General features: G+C 53.6%; 12 protein-coding genes and 4 pseudogenes. 8 read left to right on the forward strand and 8 right to left on the reverse strand.

The features are described from left to right. Positions 1 to 896: 896 nt before the first annotated feature. Positions 897 to 2,396, reverse strand: a pseudogene (glpD, locus tag O3W44_RS13890) (glycerol-3-phosphate dehydrogenase). A gap of 228 nt (positions 2,397 to 2,624) precedes the next feature. Between glpD and glpE the strand changes: the two are divergent. From glpE to malQ, 4 genes are all read left to right on the forward strand, one after another. After that, complete coding sequence (gene glpE / locus O3W44_RS13895; protein ID WP_269293528.1) at positions 2,625 to 2,951, forward strand: thiosulfate sulfurtransferase GlpE; 327 nt, start codon at positions 2,625 to 2,627, stop codon at positions 2,949 to 2,951. 32 nt (positions 2,952 to 2,983) lie between these two features. Further along, a complete protein-coding gene (glpG, locus tag O3W44_RS13900; RefSeq protein WP_269294443.1) occupies positions 2,984 to 3,808 on the forward strand; it encodes a rhomboid family intramembrane serine protease GlpG in 825 nt (274 codons plus the stop codon). A 48-nt stretch (positions 3,809 to 3,856) separates the two neighbouring features. Next, entirely contained in the window at positions 3,857 to 4,615 is a 759-nt protein-coding gene (locus O3W44_RS13905; RefSeq protein WP_269293529.1) for a DeoR/GlpR family transcriptional regulator, read from the forward strand. A 322-nt stretch (positions 4,616 to 4,937) separates the two neighbouring features. Further along, complete coding sequence (gene malQ, locus O3W44_RS13910) at positions 4,938 to 7,010, forward strand: 4-alpha-glucanotransferase (RefSeq protein WP_269293530.1); 2,073 nt, start codon at positions 4,938 to 4,940, stop codon at positions 7,008 to 7,010. 38 nt (positions 7,011 to 7,048) lie between these two features. Here the strand turns inward: malQ and nfuA are convergent, their stop codons facing one another. Further along, positions 7,049 to 7,624, reverse strand: a complete 576-nt coding sequence (gene nfuA / locus O3W44_RS13915) for a Fe-S biogenesis protein NfuA (protein ID WP_193406036.1) — start codon at positions 7,622 to 7,624, stop codon at positions 7,049 to 7,051. A 58-nt stretch (positions 7,625 to 7,682) separates the two neighbouring features. Beyond that, positions 7,683 to 8,363 carry a DNA utilization protein GntX gene (gene gntX / locus O3W44_RS13920; protein WP_269293531.1) on the reverse strand — a complete coding sequence of 227 codons (681 nt, stop codon included), beginning with the start codon at positions 8,361 to 8,363 and terminating at the stop codon, positions 7,683 to 7,685. A gap of 34 nt (positions 8,364 to 8,397) precedes the next feature. On the opposite strand from gntX, the gene bioH reads away from it, so the two are divergent. Together bioH and O3W44_RS13930 are read left to right on the forward strand one after the other, a co-directional pair. After that, positions 8,398 to 9,174 carry a pimeloyl-ACP methyl ester esterase BioH gene (gene bioH / locus O3W44_RS13925; protein ID WP_269293532.1) on the forward strand — a complete coding sequence of 259 codons (777 nt, stop codon included), beginning with the start codon at positions 8,398 to 8,400 and terminating at the stop codon, positions 9,172 to 9,174. A 166-nt stretch (positions 9,175 to 9,340) separates the two neighbouring features. After that, complete coding sequence (locus tag O3W44_RS13930; protein WP_269293533.1) at positions 9,341 to 9,610, forward strand: DUF1471 domain-containing protein; 270 nt, start codon at positions 9,341 to 9,343, stop codon at positions 9,608 to 9,610. On the opposite strand, the pseudogene O3W44_RS13935 reads toward O3W44_RS13930, so the two are convergent. From O3W44_RS13935 to yjbE, 4 genes and pseudogenes are all read right to left on the reverse strand, one after another. Beyond that, positions 9,611 to 11,298, reverse strand: a pseudogene (locus O3W44_RS13935) (alpha-amylase family glycosyl hydrolase). A gap of 176 nt (positions 11,299 to 11,474) precedes the next feature. Then, entirely contained in the window at positions 11,475 to 13,799 is a 2,325-nt protein-coding gene (locus O3W44_RS13940) for a Tex family protein (RefSeq protein WP_269293534.1), read from the reverse strand. Between the two features lie 103 nt (positions 13,800 to 13,902). After that, a pseudogene (greB, locus tag O3W44_RS13945) lies at positions 13,903 to 14,375 on the reverse strand (transcription elongation factor GreB). Positions 14,376 to 14,538: 163 nt separating this feature from the next. After that, positions 14,539 to 14,781: an exopolysaccharide production protein YjbE gene (yjbE, locus tag O3W44_RS13950; RefSeq protein WP_269293536.1), complete on the reverse strand. Its 243-nt coding sequence runs from the start codon at positions 14,779 to 14,781 to the stop codon at positions 14,539 to 14,541. Positions 14,782 to 15,323: 542 nt separating this feature from the next. On the opposite strand from yjbE, the gene ompR reads away from it, so the two are divergent. Beyond that, positions 15,324 to 16,043: an osmolarity response regulator transcription factor OmpR gene (ompR, locus tag O3W44_RS13955; protein ID WP_001157751.1), complete on the forward strand. Its 720-nt coding sequence runs from the start codon at positions 15,324 to 15,326 to the stop codon at positions 16,041 to 16,043. Beyond that, positions 16,040 to 17,398 (forward strand): two-component system sensor histidine kinase EnvZ, encoded by a 1,359-nt coding sequence (envZ, locus tag O3W44_RS13960; protein ID WP_269293538.1) that lies wholly within the window; start codon positions 16,040 to 16,042, stop codon positions 17,396 to 17,398. The genes ompR and envZ overlap by 4 nt, the downstream gene beginning before the upstream one ends. 31 nt (positions 17,399 to 17,429) lie before the next feature. Here envZ and pckA read toward each other — a convergent pair. After that, positions 17,430 to 19,050, reverse strand: a pseudogene (gene pckA / locus O3W44_RS13965) (phosphoenolpyruvate carboxykinase (ATP)). Between the last annotated feature and the right edge of the window lie 224 nt (positions 19,051 to 19,274).

Below are 19,274 nucleotides of genomic sequence, written 5' to 3' on the forward strand. Positions count from 1 at the left end.
GTCTCGTCCTGGCCTGCGCTCTTTCCTCAGCGCGCCGGATGCCTCCACCAACCCCCGCCTGTGATTTCTGAATTAATGCCTTAACAAGGTGTTGTCTGAGATTGTGAAACGCAAAACTCAAAACTCTAAACTCAAAAACTCACCGCCATGAAGTCTGTAAAGAACGGAAGCTGCGGGTGCAGCGGGGGTTTGTCGGAGGCCTTCCTGCACGCTGAGCGGATAAGGGATTTTCGCATGAGCAAATAACGATGACGTTATGAAAACAGGAAACCGCGGGTGCAGCGGGGGTTTGGCAGAGGCCTTCCTGCACGCTGAGCGGATGAGGGATTTCCGCATGAGCAAACAACGATGACGTTATGAAAACAGGAAAGCTGCGGGTGCAGCGGGGGTTTGACAGAAGCCTTCCTGCACGCTGAGCGGATAAGGGATTTTCGCATGAGCAAATAACGATGACGTTATGAAAACAGGAAACCGCGGGTGCAGCGGGGGGTTTGGCAGAGGCCTTCCTGCACGCTGAGCGGATGAGGGATTTCAGGACGAGCGGCATGGATGCCGCGAAGAGGCTGGAATGAACCACGGAGGGTGAATTCAGCCGTTCCGTCAGAAATCGTGAAGAAGAGAAGGGACCGCGCAGCGGCGGGCGGGCAGGCCGGAAGCGCGGGTCAAGGGTTGCCGCTCAGCAACCCTTGTCGGTCGCCTGCAGCGGGGAAAATGAAACTGCCCGGCTGCCGGGCGAACGAAACCTTCTCCGTGCCTGTTCGCGCAGCGAACGAAACCTTCTCCGTGCCTGTTCGCGCAGCGAACGAAACCTTCTCCGCGCCCGTTGGCGCAGCGAACGAAACCTTCCCCGTGCCGGTTCGCGCAGCGAACAAACCCACGTCAGTTGGCGATCTGACTCAGGACGCCAGTGATAGGGCTGGCTTGGCGGCCAGCCACTCCGCTACACGTGCCTGCTGTTCTTTAGTCAGCCACATACCCTGTTTTGTACGGCGCCAGATGGCATCATCCAGTTCACGAACCCACTCGTTTTGAGCCAGGTAGCGAAGCTCCGCTTCGTAAAACTCATGGCCAAAGTTTTCACCCTAAATCAGCCAGGCTTTTTGCGCCGTCGAGCAGCAATTCACTGTTGCTGCCGTAAGTCCGTGAATAGTGACGTGCCATCTGTTCACTGATAAACGGATAACGGCGACGCAGGCTGGCTGCGTAATCCTCACGCGTTCCGGAAATGTTACCACCTGGCAGCACACACGACTTCGTCCATGCCGGTCCGGCATGAGGGAAATACTTACTCAGTTTTTCCATCGCGTGCTCAGCCAGCTTGCGATAGGTTGTCAGCTTACCGCCAAACACCGACAGTAGTGGGGCCTGACCATTTTCGTCTCGCACGTCGAGCGTATAGTCGCGGGTAATCGCTTGTGGTGAATCAGACTCGTCATCGCACAGTGGACGCACGCCTGAATAAGTCCAGACGATATCTTCAGAGGTCAGCTGCTTCTTGAAATGGCCGTTGTAAACCTTCAACAGATAATCGATCTCGCTGTCATCGATTTTAACGTTCTTTGGATCGCCTTTGTATTCCACATCGGTGGTGCCAATGATGGAGAACTCATCCATCCACGGGATCACGAATACAATACGATTATCTTCGTTCTGCAGGATATAAGCCTGCTTTTCATGGTGTACGCGCGGCACGACAATATGGCTGCCTTTAATCAGGCGAATACCGTAAGGCGATTTCAGCTTCAGGCCATCGTCAAACAGCTGCTTCACCCACGGACCCGCTGCGTTCACTAAACCTTTAGCGCGCCAGGTAAAGGTTTTACCGCTGTCGACATCTTCTGCTTCAACCATCCACAGGTTGCCTTCACGCCAGGCTCGGTTTACGCGGGTGCGCGTTCTTACTTCGCCGCCGTGTTTCACCACTTCCTGAGCATTGAGTACAACCATGCGCGCATCGTCTACCCAGCAGTCAGAATATTCGAATCCGCGCGTGATCTCAGGTTTCAAGGCCGAATCCGCGCCAAAACGCAGACTTTACTGCCTGGTAAACTGGTGCGTTTACCCAAATGATCATACATAAACAGTCCGGTGCGGATCATCCACGCCGGACGCAAATGTGGGCGGTGCGGCAGGCGAAAGCGCATGGGAAAAGCGATGTGTGGTGCCATTTTCAACAGCACTTCGCGCTCTGCCAGTGCTTCGCTCACCAGACGGAATTCATAGTGTTCAAGGTAGCGCAGGCCGCCGTGAATCAGTTTTGAACTGGCAGAAGAGGTCGCGCAAGCCAGGTCCCGCGCCTCCAGCATTAGCACCGACAGTCCGCGTCCTGCAGCATCTGCTGCAATGCCGGCACCGTTGATGCCGCCGCCGATCACGATCAGGTCTTTGGTTTCCACGTCATCTCCTCCGATGTTCGGAATAGTTCATTTATGTTCGTTTTCGAGCATAATAATAATCGCAAACCAACATTGATGCCAGCATTTAACCCGTTAAAAACATTTTTGCGTGATACAGCTAACATTCTGTGAGTGAAAAAAATACAAACCCGCAATGATTGTCAGGTTATTGGCGCTGATTCTCGGGTTACACTAGGCAATAAATGTGACACAGCAATGAGAGACACCATGGAAACCTTCGAATGTATTAATGTCCAGCAGGCTCAGGAGCACCTGACACAAGGCGCGCTGCTGGTGGATATCCGCGATCCACAAAGTTTTTCCCTTGGGCATGCAACAGGCGCGCTGCACCTGTCAAATAGCAATCTCAATGAGTTTATTGCCAGCGCCGATCAGACATTGCCCGTGCTGGTGATGTGCTATCACGGCAACAGCAGTAAAAGCGCAGCGCAGTATCTGTTAAGTCAGGGATTCTCAGCGGCTTACAGCATTGATGGCGGTTTTGATGCCTGGCGCGCCGCCTTCCCGCTGCAGGTCGCCAACGGCAGCGTCTAAAAAGCCCGTCGTCACATGGAGAGTTACGTATGATGCGCATTACCCAGTTCAACCATCCCCGCATGGCGCAGGCGTTCGTCGACTATATGGCAACGCGTGGCGTTACGCTGCGTATTGAGCATGAAAGTCATTACGTCATCCTGTTAGATGATGAAAGTAAACTTTCTATGGTCGAAAACGAACTTCAACAATTCGTCCGCGACCCTAATCACCCACGTTATCAGGCTGCCAGCTGGCATAGCGGCAAAACCGATAGCGGCTTGCGCTATGAACGCACGCATTTCTGGGCGAACATTCGGGAACGCGTAGGCCCCCTCACCATGACGATAATGGGACTCTGCATCGCGGTGTTTATTGTGATGCAGGTGGCAGGTGACCGCACCGTACTCTACTGGCTGGCCTGGCCGGCAGACCCGGATCAATATCCTGAAGTGTGGCGCTGGTTCAGCCATGCCTTACTGCATTTTTCGCTGCTGCATATTTTATTCAATCTGATGTGGTGGTGGTATCTCGGCGGTGCCGTGGAGAGGCGGATTGGCAGTGGCAAATTATTTGTCATCATGTTGATTTCCGCGCTACTGAGCGGCTGGATGCAAGCCAAATTTAGCGGTATCTGGTTTGGTGGTTTGTCAGGTGTGGTTTATGCCCTGATGGGATATTGCTGGTTGCGTGGCGAGCGCGATCCCGATAGCGGCATTTATCTTGAACGTGGCTTAATCGGTTTTGCCATCGTCTGGCTGGTGATTGGCTGGTTTGGTGCGTTTGGTTTGGCGATCGCCAATGCCGCGCACGTAACCGGCTTAGTGGTGGGATTAGCAATGGCCTTTGTTGACACGCGCAAAGTGAAACGCCATTAGCCGCAGGAAAAAGTATACGCGGTCACGGGCCGCAAACAGGAGAGTAATGTGAAGCAGACGCAACGTCATGACGCCATTATCGATCTGGTCCGGCGTCAGGGATATGTCAGTACCGAAGAGCTGGTGGATCACTTCGAAGTTAGCCCGCAAACCATTCGTCGCGATCTGAACGACCTTGCCGATCAGAATAAAATTCAGCGTCACCACGGCGGTGCGGCACTGCCATCCAGTTCGGAAAACACGGCCTGGCAAGATCGTAAGATGATGTGGTCAGCGGAAAAAGCGCGTATTGCCCAACGTGTCGCCAGTCAAATCCCGGATGGCGCAACGCTGTTTATCGACATTGGCACCACACCCGAAGCCGTGGCGCATGCGTTGCTTAATCATAACGATCTGCGCGTGGTCACGAACAATCTCAACGTGGCGATGCTGTTAATGGGCAAACCCGATTTTCGGGTCATCATCGCAGGTGGTGAAGTGCGGACCCGCGACGGCGCTGTCATGGGCGAAGCCACACTCGACTTTATCTCTCAGTTCCGACTCGATTACGGCATTCTCGGTATCAGTGGTATTGATATGGATGGCTCATTGCTCGAGTTCGATTATCACGAAGTGCGCACCAAGCGTGCGATTATTGAAAACTCACGCTGCGTGATGCTGGTGGTCGATCACTCTAAGTTTGGTCGTAACGCCATGGTTAACCTCGGTAACATGAGCCTGCTCGACTATCTCTATACTGACCAGACGCCGCCTGCGAGCGTAATGAAAGTGATTGAACAGCACGACGTCCATCTCGAACTTTGCTAACAGTCTGCGCCAGCGTGTTAACGCTGGCGTCTTGCTACCAGCGTAAATTCATACTCTTCCGTTTTGAAAAAATTCCGGCTGACTTCAAATACCGTACCCTGATTTTACGGGCAGGGAGTGATCCTCTTCTGCCCGGATCCTGCTTAACCGGTAAGCCCACTGTTTTGTGCCATTTTTTCCCTGCCAGTCGATTTTTTTCTTAATGCCGTCTTAACTTAAGGCGTTGCTGAGGTGACCGCGTTTAAACGGCTTTAGGCTGGAGTCGTTCCCCTCAACCGATGACGCCACACCAAGGCTGGTAAGCCAAACGTTAAGGAGCGGCATGAAAGAGAATTCACTCGATAAGGCAGCACGCGCTGCCGGTATTTCGTTAACGCATATCAACGTCAACGGTGAAACCGAGGCGATCAGTGATGAAACCAAGCGTGCACTACTGGCGGTGATGGATAATCCCGGCAGTAACAAAAAAACGCCTTTGCCGCCGGTTGCGGTATTCAGTGGTAATGCCAAACGCCAGCTTACTGCACAAGGTCGTGGCGTGTTTCACTGGCAGTTGCGCAGTGAGAAAGGCGCGGTTTTTGAAGGGGAATTACAGGGCGGCGAGCTGTTTACGCTGCCCACACCGCTCGGGCAGGGATATCACCAGTTAACGCTCAGCAAAGGCAGGCAGCAATGGCTGACGCGAATTATTGTTACGCCGCGCCGCTGCTATCTGCCGCCCGCGCTGCGCGAAGGTGAAAAGCGGTGGGGAGCACTGGTGCAGTTGTACACCGTGCGCTCAGCTAACAACTGGGGCATCGGCGATTTTGGCGATTTGCAACAGTTGCTGGAACAGCTGGCGCTACGCGGCGGTGACTTTGTTGGCCTTAATCCTTTGCATGCACTCTATCCAGCCAGCGCAGGTTTCGCCAGTCCATACAGTCCTTCGTCCCGGCGCTGGCTTAATATCATCTACATAGACGTGTCGCAGGTTGCGGATTTTCAGCAAAGTGCAGCGGCACAAAAGTGGTGGAAAAGCGCCAAAACCCAGCGTGCGCTCGCTAAAGCGCGTGAGAGTGATTTTGTCGATTACGAAACGGTAATGGCGCTGAAGCTCGCGGCGTTACGTTATGCGTGGGCAGAGTTTCAGCTGCACAATGAAGAGAATGAGGATAAGCGGGCCTTCGCCGCCTTTGTCAGTGAGGGCGGCGACAGCCTGCGTTATCAGGCGGCTTATGATGGCATTCAGGCCGCGCGGCGCGCGGATAATGCAGAACACTGGGGCTGGCCGGTCTGGCCTGAAGCGTGGCGCAACAGCCAGCTTCCTGAGGTGCAGCAGTGGTGTAAACAGCACGAAGACGAGATCGCCTTTTGGCAGTGGTTGCAATGGCTGGCGCAACAACAATTTTCACGCTGCTGGCAAGCCAGTCAGGCATCAGGCATGAGCGTGGGGCTGTATCGCGATCTGGCCGTTGGTGTGGCTGAAGGCAGCGCCGAAACCTGGCACGATCCCGAACTCTATCGCCTCAAGGCCTCCGTGGGTGCGCCACCGGATCGACTGGGCCCGCTCGGGCAAAACTGGGGATTACCGCCCATGGATCCCCATGTTATGCAGGCACGAGGCTATCAACCCTTCATCGATATGCTGCGCGCAAATATGCGCGACTGCGGCGCATTGCGCATCGACCATGTTATGTCGCTGCTGCGACTCTGGTGGGTGCCTGCCGGGGAAACCGCTGATAAAGGCGCATATGTGGCCTATCCGGTAGACGATCTGCTGGGCATTCTGGCGCTGGAAAGCCAACGTCATCGCTGTATGGTGATTGGCGAAGATCTTGGCACGGTGCCGAAAGAGATCATCAGTATGCTGCGTGACAGCGGGATTTTTTCATGGAAAGTGCTGTGGTTTGAGCAACAGCAGAATGGAGAGTACCGCTCGCCAGATGAATATCCACGTCAGTCAATTGCCAGCGCCAGTACGCACGATCTGCCAACACTCAACGGTTTTTGGGGCGAGGGCGATTTGTTATTAGGTGAGAAGATCGGCCTCTATCCTGATAAAGCGGTGATGCAGTCGCTGCAACAGCAGCGGGCCGCACAAAAACAGGCTCTACTGGAGGCGTTACAGCAGGCTGGCGCGTTGCCGGCGCGTAGTGCGAAACGAGCCGAAACGTTAGCAATGTCACCGCAGCTTAATCAGGCCATTCATCGCTTTCTGGCCGATACCAACAGCGCATTACTTGGCTTACAGCCGGAAGACTGGTTAGGCATGACCGAACCGGTCAACGTGCCGGGCACAACCAATGAATACCCAAACTGGCGCCGTAAGCTGGCACAATCGCTGGAGGAAATTTTTGCGGATAAAGAAGTGAATAAACTGCTGAAAACCGTAAGCCAGCGTCGTAAAGCGGGCTGAAAGGAAAAGCGCGACAGCTAACCTGTCGCGCTTAATTATCAGTAATAAGAGTGCTCGCCACGCTGATGTTCAGTCAGATCACGCACGCCTTTCAGTTCCGGGAAGGCAGCCAGCAGCTCTTTTTCGATGCCATCTTTGAGTGTCACATCGATCATTGAACAGCCGTTGCAACCGCCGCCAAATTGCAGGATCGCGTAACCGTCATCGGTGATTTCCATCAGCGAGACGCGACCACCGTGGCCCGCCAGCTGTGGGTTGATTTGCGCCTGTAGCAGATACTCTACGCGCTCAACCATGGGCGCATCGTCAGAAACTTTACGCATTTTGGCATTGGGTGCTTTCAGCGTAAGTTGTGAGCCAAGGTTATCCGTGACGAAGTCGATCTCAGCGTCTTCGAGATAGGGCGCGCTCAGTTCATCAACGTAAGCGGACAATTTTTCAAATTTCAGTTCAGTATCTGTGGCTTCAACGGCATCGGGTGGGCAATACGAAACACCACACTCGGCAGTTGGCGTACCCGGGTTAATCACGAATACGCGAATCTGGGTGCCATCTTCTTGTTTGGATAGCAGTTTTGAGAAGTGCTCTTGGGCAGAATCAGTAATTCGGATCATGTCGATTGCTCAATAGTTGACTAATTTAGTTGGTTATAATACGCCCATCACCGACGCTCTACAAGGTACGGCACAGGCACCAAACCTGCACGCTGGCTGCGCCTTGCGCCAGCAACAGACGGCTAATCTCTTCCACCGTACTGCCGGTGGTGACCACATCATCAATAAGAGCGATATGGCACCCACGCACCGCTATTTCAAGCTGAAAAGCGCCGCGTAAATTGATGCGGCGTTGCTGTGCGCTTAACTGATGCTGCACTGCACCCTGACGTCGTCGCCGTAATCCGTGGCTGAATGTGCATCCCAGCCAGCGCGCCAAAGGTTGTGCCAGAAGCGCAGTTTGGTTGTAGCCACGCTGCCAGCTACGGCGTTGATGCAGAGGGACACACAATACGATATCCGGACGCGGCAACGCACGCGTGCGGTAAGCATGAAGCCAGCTTAGCAAAAGCAGCCGAGCCAGCATCACCCTGAGTGCGGTCACGCGAGAAAATTTCAGTTGATGTACCCAGTGACGAAGCGGTGGCTGATAATCGCCGACGCAAACCAGTGCCTGCCACGCGGGCGGTGAACGCAGGCAGCGACCACAGGGAAGAGAGGTTGATGTGGCGGGTAAACCACAGCGTGGACACAGCGGCGGCGGTGTTGCCAGGTTGCTCAGGCACCGGCTACACAGGCCGTGATGTGCAATGCGCAGTGGTAACTGGCATAGCCAACAAAGGGCAGGCATTGGTAGCATAGCGATCTCCTTATCATTTTTGGGATAGTAACTGATGACGTCGCTTTACTGGCACACCTGCGGGGAAGGAAAAGTCGATCTTGTGCTGCTGCACGGGTGGGGACTGAATGCGGAAGTGTGGCAAAGCATTGTTCCGCGACTCAGCACGCATTTTCGCCTGCATCTGGTCGATCTGCCGGGATACGGCCGCAGCCAGGGTTTTGCTGCGCTGACGCTTGAAGAAATGGCTCGCCATCTGACGCCATTATTGCCGCAACGCGCCATTGTGTTGGGCTGGTCGTTAGGAGGGCTGGTGGCGACGCAGCTGGCACTGACCGTGCCCGAAAAGCTGCGTGCGCTAATCACCGTTGCCTCATCGCCCTGTTTTACGGCATACGATTCATGGCCAGGCATCAAACCAGAGACACTGCAAGGCTTTCAGCAGCAGTTGAGTAGCCATTTTCAACGCACGGTTGAACGCTTCCTGGCGCTGCAAACGCTGGGCACTGACAGCGCACGCGCAGATGCCCGACAGTTGAAAGAGATTGTGCTGTCGCAGCCGATGCCGTCGGTTGATGTGCTGGAAGGTGGGCTGGATATTCTGCGCCAGGTTGATTTGCGCGACGCGCTATCCGACATCTCACTGCCATTCCTGCGGCTGTATGGCTCACTGGACGGCCTGGTGCCGCGTCGCATTGCGCAGCAGCTGGATGAACAGCTGCCTTCTTCTCCTTCTGTTGTGATGGAGAAGGCTGCGCATGCGCCTTTCATTTCTCATCCCGAGCCGTTCAGTCAACAAATTATGCAATTCATCAACACATTACCGGCTTAACGGCGTGACGACTGGCAAAATCGCTGGCAGCGGCAATACTTCAATGCGTGAGCAAGGCCGCTGCACTTATATGTGATTAGTCTGGGATTTGACTATGCCGTTCCATATTGCCTTACGCGTTTCGCGGCTGCTTACATCTCAATAATGGATCTAAGAGGGTAAACATATGAAGGTTTTGAAATGGGTTGTGGCTTCAGTGATGATGGGTGCAGTGTCATTTTCAGCTTTGGCGGCGAAGGAAGTCACTAAAGAAGATGTGCAGAAAATGAATCTTGAGAAAATCGGTACGGTGAATACCACGGCGGAAACCACCTCACCGATGGATGCTAAACGCGAGCTGTCAAAAATGGCCGATGAGAAGGGCGGACGCTACTTCCTGGTCATCGCAGGCCGTGAGCACGGTAAATTTAGCGCCACTGCCGACGTGTATAAGTAATCAGCCTCGTAGCCACATGAACTGCCAGGCATCCAGCGTTAATGGCTGGGTGCCATCTATTTTTTCACCGCTGATCACGTCCTGTAGGATGCGCGCCTCGGGCAGATGCGTTTTGACCTGCCGTCCACTGAGATTAAACACGCACAATAACCCCTCTTCACTGTTGGCAAGATGACGCTTCAGAACCAGCAGGGCATTTTCACTGTCGTACAGCGTCATCGGATTATCGGGATGAAAGGCTGACTGACGCTGGCGAAGTTGAATGAGCTGGCTGAGCTGGATATAAACCTGCTGTCGCAGCCAGTCTCCTCCTGCCAGCGCAGTCTCGATCTCCTGCAAATGATATTTCTGTCGGTTGATGGCGCGGTTATGGCCTGCCATCCGCACGCCATCATAATCGTTACGTGATCCCAGCATGCTCTGAATGTAGATGGCGGGCACACCCGGAAATGCCAGCAAAATCGCGTGCGCTAAAAGAAAGCGTTTGAGGCGCGTTTTATCGTCATCATCCTGACGGCTGAGTGCATCAAGATAGGTGACGTTGATTTCATAGGGGCTGGTGGTGCCATCCGGGTTATTTTTATAGGAAACTAACGCCCCTTCCAGTGCCAGATCGCGCACCAGCGCCACAATTTCTATTTCTGTCAAAATGCCGCGCGCCGGATTCAACCCGATCCCGTCGTGCGAGGCGAGGAAATTAAAAAGGTGGTGCCGCCAGTGCTCAGATCGAGCGAACTGGCCCATTGGCGCAAGGCACGGCCTGAACCAGAGTGGATCGCATGTAACACCAGAGGCGGCAGCGAAAACTGATACACCATCTGCGCTTCGTCATAGCCATCGCCAAAGTAGCTGATGTTGTCTTTATGTGGCACGTTGGTTTCGGTAATGATGACCGTGCCGGGCGCAACCACGTCAGATATTGCACGAAACAATTTCACCAACTGATGCGTTTTTTCCAGATGAATGCAGTTAGTGCCGGGGGTTTTCCACATATAACCCACCGCATCCAGCCGCACATAATCGGCACCACGTGTCAGGTAGTCGAGCAGCACATCCACGATACGAATCAGCACCTCAGGGTGAGCAAAATTGAGGTCGATTTGGTCAGCACTAAAGGTTGTCCAGATAAAGCGGGTTTCGCCATTCGCCATTTCAAACGGCGTGAGAAGCGGCGAGGTGCGCGGTCGCGTTACGGCGCTGAGATCGGTTGCGGGTGGCATGCTGATAAAAAAGTTATCCCAGCCAGGATCCTGTGCCAGAAAGTGTTTAAACCATGCGCTGCGGGCCGACATATGATTACAGACAAAATCAAACATCAGCCGGGTTTCCTGATGCAGCGTAGCAATATCCTGCCATTCACCGCATAACGGATTGACCTGATGGTAATCAATGACGGAAAAGCCGTCGTCAGATGAATAGGGGAAAAACGGCAGCAGATGCACCAGCGGAAACGTCGTTTGCAGATGTTGCTGGTAGAAGTGTGAGAAGCTCTGGAGCGTTGGCTTGTCTGGCTCACGGAACTGGTCGGCATAGGTAATGAGCACCACATCCAGCTCATCCCAGTGAGCCTTGCGCGGCAGCTTTATCGCGTCGCGGGCTTTGGCAACGTTGGCAAGCAAACGCTCGCGCATGGCCAGTGGAAAGGTGTCAGCATAAATCTTATCGATTAAAGCAGTGATCGTTTCCATCGCGAATTGGGTGCCACAGCGGATGTAGTTTTTATGACAGGCGTATTGTTAGCGTAGCGCCCCGATGAAGATTTTCAACTTAATTGTTTGGAGCTTCAGGCGCAACTGCCCTTATTCCAACCCTTCCCACGTACAGGAAGGGTTGAGGAGAGAGAAAGCGGGAAGGGTGCTGAAACTTATCGTTTCTTACCAAAAGCCGCTGCCAGCGCATCACCCATTGCGCTGTTACCCGCAGGCAGGCTGGCTGGACGCTGACGCCCTTTGCTCGCAGCCGGACGGCTGTTTTCACGCGGCGCGCTGCGATTACTGCTGCGCGCGTTGCTCTCACCGGGCTGCTCGTCAAGGCGCATCGTCAGCGCAATACGCTTGCGTGGCAGATCAACCCCCATCACCTTCACTTTGACAATATCGCCTGCTTTCACCACCTGATGCGGATCTTCAACGAACTTGTCAGAAAGCGATGAGATATGCACTAAACCATCCTGATGAACACCGATATCAACGAACGCACCAAAGTTAGTCACGTTGGTCACGGCACCTTCCAGAATCATGCCTGGCATCAGGTCGTTCAGCGTTTCAACGCCCTCGGCAAACTGAGCAGTTTTAAATTCCGGGCGCGGATCGCGGCCTGGTTTTTCCAGCTCTTTTATGATGTCAGTGACGGTGGGCAGACCAAAACGCTCATCAGTGAAATCAACCGCTTTCAGGTTACGCAGGCCAGACGGATTACCCATCAGCTCATTAAGGGCCTGCTCGGTCGCGGTCAGAATACGTTCCACCACTGGATAGGCTTCCGGGTGAACCGTTGAGGCGTCCAGCGGGTTATCACCGTGGCTAATACGCAGGAAGCCGGCGCACTGCTCAAACGCTTTTGGTCCAAGACGGCTGACTTTCAGCAACTGCTGACGGTTCTGGAAACGACCATTTTCGTCACGCCAGCTGACAATATTCTGCGCCATCATGCGCGTCAGGCCAGCGACACGCGTGAGCAACGGTACGGAAGCGGTATTCAGATCAACGCCAACGGCGTTCACACAATCTTCCACCACTGCGTCCAGCTTCTTCGCCAGCTGGCTTTGGCTGACGTCGTGCTGATACTGGCCTACACCGATCGATTTCGGATCGATCTTCACCAGTTCTGCCAGCGGATCCTGTAAACGGCGTGCGATAGAGACTGCGCCACGCAGGGAGACATCCAGATCCGGGAACTCCAGCGCCGCCAGCTCAGAGGCGGAATAAACGGATGCGCCCGCTTCGCTGACAATGACTTTTTGTGCGGTAATCTGCGGATACTGCTTTTGTACTTCAAGGAAGAATCGCTCAGTCTCGCGTGAGGCGGTGCCGTTACCGATAGCCACCAGTTCAACCTGATGTTTAGCGCAGAGCGCCGCGACCACCGTGGCGGCTTTAGCCGCCTGGCCGGTATGCGGATAAATAGTATCCGTTGCAACCAGCTTGCCGGTCGCGTCGACTACCGCTACTTTTACGCCAGTACGCAGGCCCGGATCCAGGCCCATCGTCGAACGCATACCCGCAGGCGCTGCCATCAGTAAGTCGTGCAGGTTACGCGCAAACACGTTGATGGCTTCCTCTTCTGCACGCTCGCGCACGCTGCCCATCAGCTCCGTTTCCAAATGCAGCATCACTTTAATGCGCCATGTCCAGCTGACTACCGCTTTACGCCAGCTATCCGCCGGAGCATTATTCAGGCGCAGATTCAAATGGTCGGCAATCAGCGTTTCGCCATGACTTTCACGCGGTGCTTCATCAAATTGCGGATCGGCATTCAGGGAGAGTTGCAATACACCTTCGTTACGGCCGCGCAGCATCGCCAGCGCACGGTGGGAAGGCACACTGTTTAACGCTTCGTGATGATCGAAATAGTCGCGGAATTTTGCGCCTTCTTCCTCTTTGCCTTCGACAACACGCGAGACCAGATGGGCGTTTTTCCATAAATAGTTACGCACTTTCGCCAGCAGCGTCGCGTCTTCGGCAAAACGCTCCATCAGAATATAGCGCGCACCGTCTAATGCCGCGCGCACATCGGCCACGCCTTTTTCGGCATCAACAAATTGTGCGGCTAACTGCTCAGGATCGTGCGACGGTTCTTGCCATAGCGTATCCGCCAGCGGTTCCAGACCCGCCTCAATGGCAATTTGTCCCCGGGTGCGGCGTCTGGGTTTATAGGGCAGGTAAAGATCTTCAAGCTCGGTTTTGCTGAGGGTGGTGTTAATGGCTTTGGCGAGATCGTCGGTTAGTTTGCCTTGCTCATCAATGGATTTCAGAATCGACTGGCGACGCTCTTCTAATTCACGCAGATAGCTCAGACGGGTTTCCAGTTGACGCAACTGGGTATCATCCAGCCCGCCGGTCACCTCTTTACGATAACGTGCGATAAAGGGCACGGTATTCCCTTCGTCCAACAGGCGAACGGCAGCGTCTACTTGCTCTGCCCGCGCCTGAAGCTCACTTGCAATTATGTGGCTCAGAACTTTCATCATCAGTGCTGTCTTGCTTACAGGGTTGAGAAACAGCGGACAGTTATACGGATTGATGGTGAAAATTGCCAGAGAAGCGGGCGGCTTTCAGCGATATTCTGAGTCGCTATTCCTGATAGCGAATGTTGTTAACATACCAGATTGCCGGACCGGCTGGTGTCTCTACCGTCGCCGCATCGCCGACCTCTTTTTTCAGTAAGGCACGCGCCATCGGTGAGTCGATGGAAATATAATCTTTGCGGCCAAATATCTCGTCGTAACCCACAATACGAAAACGTTTAAGATCGCCATCATCGTTCTCAACTTCGACCCATGCGCCAAAGAAGACTTTGCCGTCTTGCTGGGGGAATAGTCAACGATGCGAAGCTGTTCCAGGCTTTTGGTTAAGTAGCGTACCCGGCGATCAATCTCACGCAGACGCTTTTTATTGTATTGATAATCGGCGTTTTCACTTCGATCGCCAAGGCTGGCAGCCCAGGTGACTTTTTTGGTTACTTCAGGACGCTCTTCACGCCAGAGATAGTCGAGTTCGGCTTTTAACTGATTAAAGCCTTCACGGGTAATGAGTCGGGTTTTCATGCCACAGCAGTCAGAAAAGTCAAAAGAGACTCAGTGTATAGCAAATATCATCGCAAAAAAGAGTCGGGGAAAGGGTTTTAAAAGTTAAAACCCCACGTTGACATCCCCGGTGGCGAAACTGGCTGACACAGAAAGAATGATCTAAGCGCGTTAAAGCAGTGAGTTATTTTCCGGCCTGCGTTGCCGTTGTGGTTGACGTACCGTTGCCATGTCCGTCGCCACCGCCTGCGGTAGCGAGCGCAACGCCAAACAGAGCTGCAACAGCGCCGACACCGATGGCATTGGAATTCCCTTGTGCGGTGGTTGATGCCTGCGCGCCTGCGGCTTCACCGACCACGGTGGCAGCATAAACGGGATTCAGCGCAGTCAGCACCAGTGCACTTAACAGCAATGCTGTTTTTTTCATTGTTATCTCCCTGTCGTCACATTATAAGAAGCGGTGCTGATGCAGTCTGATGGAAATTGTTCAGAACGAAAAGTTGACGTTAATGATTGATTTAGCGCGGTTTATGCTTGAGTGGATCTGGCGGGCTGGTTCATGGAGTTAATCCGAGAGAGGAAACGTCAATGCGCCCTTAATTACAGCGTCTTATGCTGCTGTGAACGCCACGGAATGGATTATTAGCCGCTTCAACAGGTTTATGGCTGAACAATTAAGTCAAATTCTCCGCTAACACGCTGAATTTGTTCAATCAATAAAAGATGGCGTTAATCTGGCACCAGTTAATGTAAGAAAAAACGCGCATATTTCAGATTTGTCGTGCTCTACTCAACCCATTGTGTAACGAGCCTTTTCAGGCTGCTCGAAGCGCAAAAAATAAAGATAAGCTGCTGTTTAATATGCTTTGTAACAATTTCGGCTAGAATATAAACCATTAATGACTGTCACTATAAGGCATCTTTTTTTAACAATATCGGCACAGGCAATAGCGCCTTTGGGAGTAAATAATGCAAGAGAACTACAAAATTCTGGTCGTCGATGACGATATGCGTCTGCGCGCACTGCTGGAACGCTATCTCACCGAGCAGGGCTTTCAGGTGCGTAGTGTCGCCAATGCCGAACAGATGGATCGTTTGTTAACCCGTGAATCTTTTCACCTGATGGTGCTGGATTTAATGTTGCCGGGAGAAGATGGTTTGTCTATCTGCCGCCGCCTGCGTAGTCAGAGCAACCCGATGCCCATTATTATGGTAACGGCGAAAGGGGAAGAGGTGGATCGTATTGTTGGGCTGGAAATCGGTGCGGATGATTACATTCCCAAACCGTTTAACCCGCGCGAACTGCTGGCGCGTATTCGTGCGGTGCTGCGTCGTCAGGCTAACGAATTGCCGGGTGCGCCATCGCAGGAAGAAGCGGTGATTGCGTTTGGTAAGTTCAAACTCAATCTCGGCACACGTGAAATGTTCCGTGAAGATGAGCCAATGCCGTTAACCAGCGGCGAGTTTGCCGTGTTAAAAGCCCTGGTCAGCCATCCACGTGAGCCGCTGTCGCGTGACAAGCTGATGAACCTGGCGCGTGGTCGTGAATACAGCGCAATGGAGCGATCAATCGACGTACAGATCTCCCGCCTGCGTCGCATGGTGGAAGAAGATCCAGCGCATCCGCGCTATATCCAGACCGTTTGGGGTTTGGGCTACGTATTTGTACCGGACGGCAGTAAAGCATGAGGCGGCTGCGCTTCTCGCCACGTAGCTCCTTCGCACGCACCCTGCTGTTGATCGTTACCTTGCTGTTTGTCAGCCTGGTAACGACCTACCTGGTGGTGCTTAACTTCGCCATTCTTCCCAGCCTGCAACAGTTTAATAAGGTTCTCGCTTACGAAGTGCGTATGTTGATGACCGACAGATTGCAGCTGGAAGACGGGACGCAACTCGAAGTGCCGCCCGCTTTTCGGCGGGAAATCTATCGCGAGCTGGGTATTTCGCTTTATACCAATGCGGCGGCGGAGGAGAGCGGCTTGCGTTGGGCGCAGCACTATGAATTTCTCAGCGAGCAGATGGGGCAGCAGCTTGGCGGTCCCACCGATGTGCGCGTAGAAGTTAACAAGAATTCACCGGTCGTGTGGCTGAAAACCTGGCTCTCGCCCGATATCTGGGTGCGTGTACCGCTAACGGAAATTCATCAAGGCGATTTTTCGCCGCTGTTCCGCTACACCTTAGCCATTATGCTACTGGCGATTGGCGGTGCCTGGTTATTTATCCGTATTCAAAACCGCCCTTTAGTCGATCTTGAACATGCGGCGTTGCAGGTCGGGAAAGGCATCATTCCTCCGCCGCTGCGTGAATACGGGGCGTCTGAAGTTCGTTCAGTGACACGTGCTTTTAACCAGATGGCAGCAGGTGTGAAACAGCTGGCCGACGATCGTACTTTACTGATGGCGGGTGTCAGCCACGATCTTCGCACGCCGCTGACGCGCATCCGTCTCGCCACTGAAATGATGGGCGAAGAAGATGGCTATCTTGCCGAGTCGATTAATAAAGATATCGAAGAGTGTAACGCCATCATTGAGCAATTTATTGACTATCTGCGTACCGGTCAGGAGATGCAAACTGAGCGCGCCGATTTAAACAGCGTGCTTGGCGAAGTGGTGGCCGCTGAGAGCGGTTACGAGCGTGAAATCGAAAATGCGGTGATGCCGGAAGAGTTAATGCTTAACATTAATCCTCTCTCCATTAAGCGTGCACTGGCCAATTTAGTGGTCAACGCCGCGCGTTACGGTAATGGCTGGATTAAGGTCAGTAGCGGACGTGAGTTGCATCGTGCCTGGTTCCAGGTAGAAGATGATGGTCCGGGTATCAAGCCGGATCAGCTTCAGCATCTGTTCCAGCCGTTTGTGCGCGGCGACAGCGCCCGTAGCACCAGCGGCACGGGGTTAGGGCTGGCCATTGTACAGCGTATTATCGATGCGCATCAGGGATCGCTGGAGATTGGCGACAGCGAGCGTGGCGGATTACGTATTCGCGCCTGGCTACCGTTGGTGGAAACGCCTGCGTCGGGCCATAGCGTTCACGCACAAAGCTAAAACAGGCGCGGCACGCGTGCCGCGCCGGGTTTTACAGCTGTGGACCCGCTTTTACCAGTGCGGCACCGGCGGCGTTATCGGTATATTTCCCGAAGTTAGCAATAAAACGCTGCGCCAGATCCTGAGCAGCCTCCTGCCATTTCTCTTCACTTCCCCAGCTACCCCGCGGATCAAGCATCGCGGCATCCAGCGTACCGAGGCTGGTTGGCATCTGCAGATTGAAAATCGGCAGCGTTTGCGTTGGCGCATCATCCAGTTCGCCTGCCAGAATCGCGTTGATAATGGCGCGCGTATCTTTCAGCGAGATGCGCTTGCCGCTGCCATTCCAGCCGGTATTCACCAGATAAGCTTGCGCACCTGACGCTTCCATGCGCTTTACCAGCACTTCAGCGTACTGCGTGGGATGCAGCATCAGGAAAGCGGCACCAAAGCAGGCAGAAAACGTTGGCGTAGGTTGCGTCACGCCGCGCTCCGTGCCCGCCAGCTTGGCGGTAAAGCCTGACAGGAAGTGATATTGCGTTTGCTCCGGCGTCAACCGCGATACTGGCGGTAACACGCCAAAGGCATCGGCAGTGAGGAAAATCACTTTCTTTGCATGGCCCGCTTTCGATACGGGCTGGACAATATTATCGATATGGTTGATCGGATAAGACACGCGGGTGTTTTCGGTTTTGCTGCCATCAGCATAATCAACGCTGCCGTCAGCCCGCACCACTACGTTTTCCAGCAGCGCATCGCGGCGGATTGCACGGTAGATTTCTGGCTCAGCTTGCTCTGAAAGGTTGATGGTTTTGGCGTAGCAGCCGCCTTCAAAATTGAACACGCCATCATCATCCCAGCCATGTTCATCATCACACAATTAACTGACGCTCTGGGTCAGTCGAGAGCGTGGTTTTGCCGGTGCCAGATAAACCAAAGAAGACGGCAACATCGCCCGCTTTGCCGACGTTAGCCGAGCAGTGCATTGACGCGATACCTTTAAGCGGCAGCAGATAGTTCATGACGGCAAACAGGCCTTTCTTCATTTCGCCGCCGTACCAGCTTCCGCCAATCAGTTGCATGCGTTCAGTCAGGTTGAAAGCAATGAAGTTTTCCGAATGGAGTCCCTGCTGTTGCCAGTCTGGATTGGTACACCGGGCACCGTTCATCACCACGAAATCGGGTGTGAAATCGGCCAGCTCAGCCTCATCAGGGCGAATAAACATGTTTTTGACGAAATGCGCTTGCCACGCCACCTCGGTAATGAAGCGTACGCTAAGGCGGGAATCTGGATTCGCGCCGCAAAAGGCATCAATCACAAATAAACGCTTACCGGAAAGCTGCTGCGTAACACAGGCTTTCAACGCTTGCCACGTTTCCTGAGAAAGCGGTTGATTATCGTTTTTACCGGTTCCCTGATCGTTCCACCACAGGGTATCGCGCGTGGTGTCGTCACGAACAATGTATTTATCCTTTGGCGAGCGCCCGGTAAAAATGCCGGTGTCCACTGCTATTGCGCCGCTTTGCGTCAGGGTGCCACGTGCAAAACCGTCAAGCTCCGGGCGAGTTTCTTCCTGGAAGAGCGTGTCGTAATCAGGGTTGTAAACCACTTCCGTGGTCTCTGTGATGCCCAGATTGACAAGGTCTTGCGAGGTCAGGCCGTTAACGCGCATTTTACTGCTCCTTAAATCGGTATCTGTTCTGCAAAGGCAGAGAAAGGTTGGGATCGTGCACATTTAATGCCGCCCGGTTTTGGGCAGCCGCATGATCGCGCGCAGTTTACTCCTCCTGGCGTTTGGTAAAAGCGTTGGCTGTTAAAAATGCGACTCAGGGCGCGCTAAGAGGGTGTTTCAACTGTTTTTAAGGCGTTATGAAACTAAAGAAAGATATTTTTTTA

Source organism: Pantoea sp. LMR881 (assembly GCF_027157825.1).
Lineage (GTDB): Bacteria > Pseudomonadota > Gammaproteobacteria > Enterobacterales > Enterobacteriaceae > Pantoea > Pantoea haifensis.